This is a genomic window from Anabaenopsis sp. FSS-46, from assembly GCF_029891665.1.
GTDB lineage: Bacteria > Cyanobacteriota > Cyanobacteriia > Cyanobacteriales > Nostocaceae > Anabaenopsis > Anabaenopsis arnoldii.
Window position 1 is genome coordinate 1 of record NZ_JANQDG010000098.1, and the last position, 5,719, is coordinate 5,719.

A 5,719-nucleotide genomic window follows, 5' to 3' on the forward strand; every position below is an offset into this window, starting at 1 on the left:
CTTAATCCTCCGTTGATGATTATCAATAAAATAAGGTTTTTATCAATAAGAATAAGGTACATTTTGTCAAGAGTAGGGAAATTTTCAAGCGTTGAAACCGTTGCCACATAAATGTTTCAAGATTGTTAAGAAAAATGTGGGTAATGGATAGCCTCATCAAGGGGAGGGGGAACAAACCCATTGTTTAATTAACAGCCGCAGCCATTATGTCCACAGCCTTTGATGGTTTTATGACCTTCAGCACAGCCCTCAGAACAATAATATTTACCCTCTTTTTTAATAGCTTCCTCAAGGGAGACTATACATAAGCAGTTGGGACAGGCGCACTTCATTTTAGTGACGGTAGTCATAGTTCTCTCCATTAGTACCGAATAATTATCTATACTACAACATCTGAGCAGATATTCAAGTATTATCTATAGGTATCGGCAAAATTAAGGTTTTACTACTCATAGCGGGCAAGAAGAAAATGCCCGCACTACATCTATAATAAAAAGGCTTTGGGTGGAATGTTGATTATTCTTCCTCTAACTCATTGTCATCATCTTCTTCCTCATTAGCCTTGGACACTGAATTAGCAGAAACAACAGCCCCCATATCCAACTTTTGACGTACCAGTTCCTTGATTTGTTGCACAAATTCCGGCTTTTCTTCGAGATACTTGATCGCATTATCTCGACCTTGGGAAATATTCTCACCGTTGTAACTGTACCAGGCTCCCTTGCGAATAATAACCCCTGTTTCTTCTGCTAAGTCCACCAGACAACCCAAGGTAGAAACTCCCTTACCAAATATAATGTCAAATTCCGCGACTCTAAACGGCGGAGCAACTTTATTTTTAGCAACTTTCACTTTGACCCGGTTACCAAATTCTTCAGTGCCTTTTTTCAAGGTTTGTATGCGGCGAATATCCAGACGTACGGAGGCATAAAATTTTAAGGCGTTACCGCCAGTGGTGGTTTCTGGGCTACCGTAGGTGATCCCAATTTTTTGCCGCAACTGGTTAATAAAAATAACTGTGCATCCAGATTTACCTATATTTCCAGTAATTTTACGTAGAGCTTGGCTCATCAGTCGTGCCTGTAAACCAACGTGGGTATCACCCATATCCCCTTCAATTTCCGCACGGGGAACTAGTGCGGCTACTGAGTCAATGACGACAATATCAACGGCGGCGGAGCGCACCAGCTGATCAACAATTTCCAAGGCCGATTCCCCAGTATCAGGCTGAGAAACTAGCAAATTATCAATATCTACACCCAAAGCAGCAGCATAGGTGGGGTCTAGGGCGTGTTCAGCATCAACAAAGGCGGCTATACCATCTTGTTTTTGCACTTCCGCGATCGCATGTAGTGCTACGGTAGTTTTACCGGAACTTTCTGGTCCGTAAATTTCAATTACCCGTCCTTTAGGTAAACCTCCACCCAACGCTAAATCTAAGGTGAGGGCCCCTGTAGAAATTGTCTCTACTCGCATCTGCGTAGCATCACCCAGGCGCATGATTGCTCCTTTACCGAAACTGCGCTCAATCTGGTTGAGTACTATATTTAATGCTTTTTCCTTGCCAGAATTATTGGTGTTGGTAGCCATTCTTGCCTCTAAATATACGAACTATATTGATTTCAGGTATCTGGGGATGGGAGTTTCAGTAGAACAGATATACTATTTTAACCAGAAAATTCTCTTTTACAGTTTGAAAAAACAAAGGTGTCCACATGGTAACCTGAACGACTGGAAATGAGGCTAGTAATACTACATATTTTTAGGATATATATATAACTATATACATACTCATAGAGAACAGGAAATCATCCCATAATTGAGCGATCGCCATTTCAGTTACCTTAAGGAAATAGGGAACAGGGTGGAAACTCCCTATTTGTTTTTCTCCTCACCTCTTTGGCGGTTGCTATCAATACTCAAACTTTTCACGCCAGTTATCCCCACACTCAGTATAGGTCTGGCTACCTATGGGTATACCCCAACAACCTATGATTAAGTAATTTTTCAGCAATTTGAGTTTTTCCGGTTAATAGTCAAAGTTCTTGTAGTAACTACCAGTAGAAATATATCAGAGTCGAAATCTGGTAAATTAACTCACGAGCCATTGCCAAGAATTGATCTTTGCTGTTTGCTCATCAAGAGGAAAACTTAACCAGGGACTTTTGCAACTACTAACTTAGGGTACATCAACATCATGAAACCGTTTCTTTTCGTCACCGACTTAGATAATACCTTTGTAGGGGATGACAACGCCTTAGCAGCACTGACCCAATCACTGACCCAACATCGTCAAGAATATGGTACTAAAATAGTTTATGCCACAGGGCGATCGCCTATTCTTTACCGTGAACTCCAGCAAGAAAAAAATCTCATGACACCGGATGCTTTAATTCTGTCCGTAGGTACAGAAATTTATCTCGATGGTCAGGAGACCCCAGATGAGGGCTGGTCAGAAATCCTCTGTGCTGGGTGGGACAAAGAGCTAGTATTTAAGATTGTCAAGTCTTTTCCTGAGTTGGTGCTGCAACCAGACTCAGAACAACGGGCTTTTAAGGTCAGCTGCTTCCTTCCCGAAGAATTTGCCCCCACCATCTTACCCCAACTAGAGGCGGAGTTGGTTAATTCTCAACTAAATATTAAGTTAATCTATAGTAGCGGCATTGACCTTGACATTTTGCCCATTAACAGTGACAAAGGTCAAGCAATGCAGTTTCTCCGTCAAAAGTGGAAATTTGCAGCACAAAGAACAGTTGTGTGTGGTGATTCAGGTAATGATATTGCATTATTCGCTGTGGGTGAAGAGAGGGGAATTATCGTCGGGAATGCGCGGGGGGAATTACTCCAGTGGTACAAAGAGTATCCCGCTGACCATCGTTATCTAGCACAAAGTGCTTGTGCCGGTGGAATTATGGAAGGATTAAAATATTTTAGGTTCTTACAATGATTAGCTATCTTAAAGGGATTGTCGCTGGTATTCAAACAGTGGGCGGGGGTCGCTTCATCTTGACTCTTGAGGTTAATGGTTTGGGGTATGATTTACAAATTCCCCAACGGCTATCACAGCAGTTACCAGATTCGGGAGCAGTGGTACAAATCTTTACCCACGTGCAAATTCGGGATGAGGTACCCTTCCTCTACGGCTTTGGTTCCCCTGCGGAACGTGACTTGTTCCGCCACTTGCTCAGTGTCAGCGGTATTGGTGCGGCTTTAGCGATCGCCCTGTTGGACACTTTGGAATTACCAGATTTAGTGCAAGCCATTATTGCTACTAATGTCCAAATGTTAATTCAAACCCCTGGGGTGGGCAAAAAGACCGCAGAACGCCTCTGTTTAGAATTGAAAGCCAAGTTAATTGAGTGGCGCAAATCAGCAGGATTTTTTGTGGCTACCGGTGGACCAGCACCAGGGATTTTAAAAGATGTGCAAATGACTCTTTTCGCCTTGGGATATACTCCCAACGAAGTTAGTCACGCTTTACACGTAGTCAGTGAAGATATTGGACTGACAAAAGATGCTTATGTGGAAGACTGGATTAAACAAGCGATCGCCCATCTAAGCAGTGGTGAGGCAATCACTCACCAGTTATGATATGATTCTCCTACCCCTGTGAACCCCCAACCCATCCCCCTGCACGGGGAGGGGAGTTAAGTAAGTTATCGGTCATCTGTATTTATGTCTCCAGACCCTTACAACTGGATAGAATCATCTTTAGCCACTATTCACAAGGCTAACTGGTATCGTTCAGTGCAAACTATCCAGGGTCGCCCCAGTGCAACTGTGCTGTTGGCGGGGGAAGAGGTGATTAATTTTGCTAGTAATGACTACTTGGGCTTGGCTGGGGATGAACGCTTGAGCCAAGCCGCCATCACTGCGGTGCAACAATGGGGGACTGGTTCCACTGGTTCCCGGTTACTCAGTGGACATAGGGAAATACACAGAGAATTAGAAACGGCGATCGCTTCTTGGAAACAAACAGAAGACACACTATTATTCAGTTCTGGCTATCTAGCGAATTTAGGTGCGATCGCCGCTGTAGTCGGTAAACGTGATCTAATATTATCAGACCAGTATAATCATTCCAGTCTCAAAAATGGCGCAATTCTCAGCGGTGCTGACTTCAAAGAATATCCCCACTGTGACATTACAGCCTTAAAAACCCAATTAGTTCAGCACCGCCACAACTACCGCCGCTGTTTGATCATTACTGATAGCGTCTTTAGTATGGATGGTGACCTATGTCCTTTACCAGAATTATTAGATATAGCAGAGCAGTTTAACTCTATGCTCCTAGTAGACGAAGCCCATAGTACTGCAGTACTAGGGAAAACCGGCGCTGGGTGCCTAGAACACTTTAACTGTACAGGTAGAAATTTAATTCAAATTGGCACATTAAGCAAAGCCCTGGGGAGTTTAGGGGGCTATGTCGCCGGAAGCGCCACCCTCATTGACTACTTACGCAATCGCGCCCCTACTTGGATTTATACCACCGCCCTTTCACCCCCAGACACCGCTGCAGCCTTAGCAGCCATTACAATAGTCCAACAAGAACCCCAACGCCTGGCGCAACTGTGGCGGAATGTAGATTATTTAAAACATTTACTATCCGCAAAATTACCACACCTGAAAATACTACCCACAGCATCGGCTATCATATGTATACAGTTACCTAGTGCAGCTGTAGCCTTGAGGGTTGGTCAACAGTTAAAAAGCAAAGGTATTTTTGCGCCCGCAATTCGTCCCCCCACTGTTCCCACTAGCCGCATCAGAATATCTCTCATGGCCAGTCATGAATTAGAACATATAGAAAAATTAGTTTCTGTTTTAAGTAAGGTTATTGAGAATATCTAGCGATCGCCTTTAACATCGCCTTACCATCCCCACACACAGATCCCCGACTTCTAGTTAAATTATCCATGTGAAAAGTCGGGGATCTTAACCACCCGACATCTGATTAACAATATTCATGGTTTCCACACTCACCCTACACACCCGCATCAACAAATCTATCACCTGTTCTTTGTAGTCTGCAAACCGGTAAGTGTTGAATTTTTCTGCAATAGTCGGGTCTTTGGGTTTCTTCTCTTTATATTGATCTAAAATCCACTCCAAAGCGCAACGATTGCCCAGCATATATTCCCATGCTACACTAGGTACACCTTGTAATGTGGTCACATCATCTAAGATAATACTTCCCTTGGTTTTATCAGCTTTTAACTTCACCTTGGGTGTGGTTTGGTTACCCTTTAAGGGAATATCAACCCGACTGAGTTTGTAGGGTGTAACCGTTTCATAGTTGATATGTAAATCCATGAGTTGTTTTCCCCAGTCCACCCATTGGGGAAAGTTATCATATAAAGGTAACCGGGGGAAGTCTCGTTTTAAATTGAGTTCGTATTTTTGGCGGTACTCTGGGTTATGTAGCACCCCATAGGTGTAGTGAAAGATATCTATTTTAGTAATTGTTGTGTCTTGGTAATGGGTGTGAATTTGTTCTAGTCCCCAGTCAGTGATGTTATCTATGCGCTTTCCTTCTTGGTCGTATCTGTACAGGGGGAGACATTGGGAATCACCTGTTAGGTGTAAATCAATTAGTACATTTGAACTAAGACAGTGAAAATATTTACTTGAACCAATAGCTGAGAAAGCAATATATTTATTTTCTAAGTCATTACTATTATGTATAGTAAACCAATACGAAGGCATTCTGTTTAAATGT

At 42.9% G+C, this 5,719-nt stretch carries 6 protein-coding genes; 3 read left to right on the top strand and 3 right to left on the bottom strand.

The window, feature by feature from the left end:
• Positions 1 to 188: 188 nt before the first annotated feature.
• Together NWP21_RS11365 and recA are read right to left on the bottom strand one after the other, a co-directional pair.
• Positions 189 to 350, bottom strand: coding sequence for a metallothionein (locus tag NWP21_RS11365; RefSeq protein ID WP_280792780.1), 162 nt, complete (start codon positions 348 to 350; stop codon positions 189 to 191).
• A 166-nt stretch (positions 351 to 516) separates the two neighbouring features.
• Entirely contained in the window at positions 517 to 1,590 is a 1,074-nt protein-coding gene (recA, locus tag NWP21_RS11370) for a recombinase RecA (RefSeq protein WP_280792781.1), read from the bottom strand.
• 607 nt (positions 1,591 to 2,197) lie between these two features.
• On the opposite strand from recA, the gene NWP21_RS11375 reads away from it, so the two are divergent.
• The 3 genes from NWP21_RS11375 to bioF all read left to right on the top strand — a co-directional run bounded on the left by NWP21_RS11375 (position 2,198) and on the right by bioF (position 4,851).
• A complete protein-coding gene (locus NWP21_RS11375; RefSeq protein ID WP_280792782.1) occupies positions 2,198 to 2,947 on the top strand; it encodes a sucrose-phosphate phosphatase in 750 nt (249 codons plus the stop codon).
• Complete coding sequence (gene ruvA / locus NWP21_RS11380) at positions 2,944 to 3,591, top strand: Holliday junction branch migration protein RuvA (protein WP_280792783.1); 648 nt, start codon at positions 2,944 to 2,946, stop codon at positions 3,589 to 3,591. Before NWP21_RS11375 ends, ruvA begins: the two co-directional genes overlap by 4 nt.
• Before the next feature lie 84 nt (positions 3,592 to 3,675).
• Positions 3,676 to 4,851 (top strand): 8-amino-7-oxononanoate synthase, encoded by a 1,176-nt coding sequence (gene bioF, locus NWP21_RS11385; protein ID WP_280792784.1) that lies wholly within the window; start codon positions 3,676 to 3,678, stop codon positions 4,849 to 4,851.
• Between the two features lie 84 nt (positions 4,852 to 4,935).
• On the opposite strand, the gene NWP21_RS11390 is transcribed toward bioF, so the two are convergent.
• Positions 4,936 to 5,719: type ISP restriction/modification enzyme (locus NWP21_RS11390; protein ID WP_348519774.1), on the bottom strand; the 784-nt coding region annotated here is incomplete at its 5' end.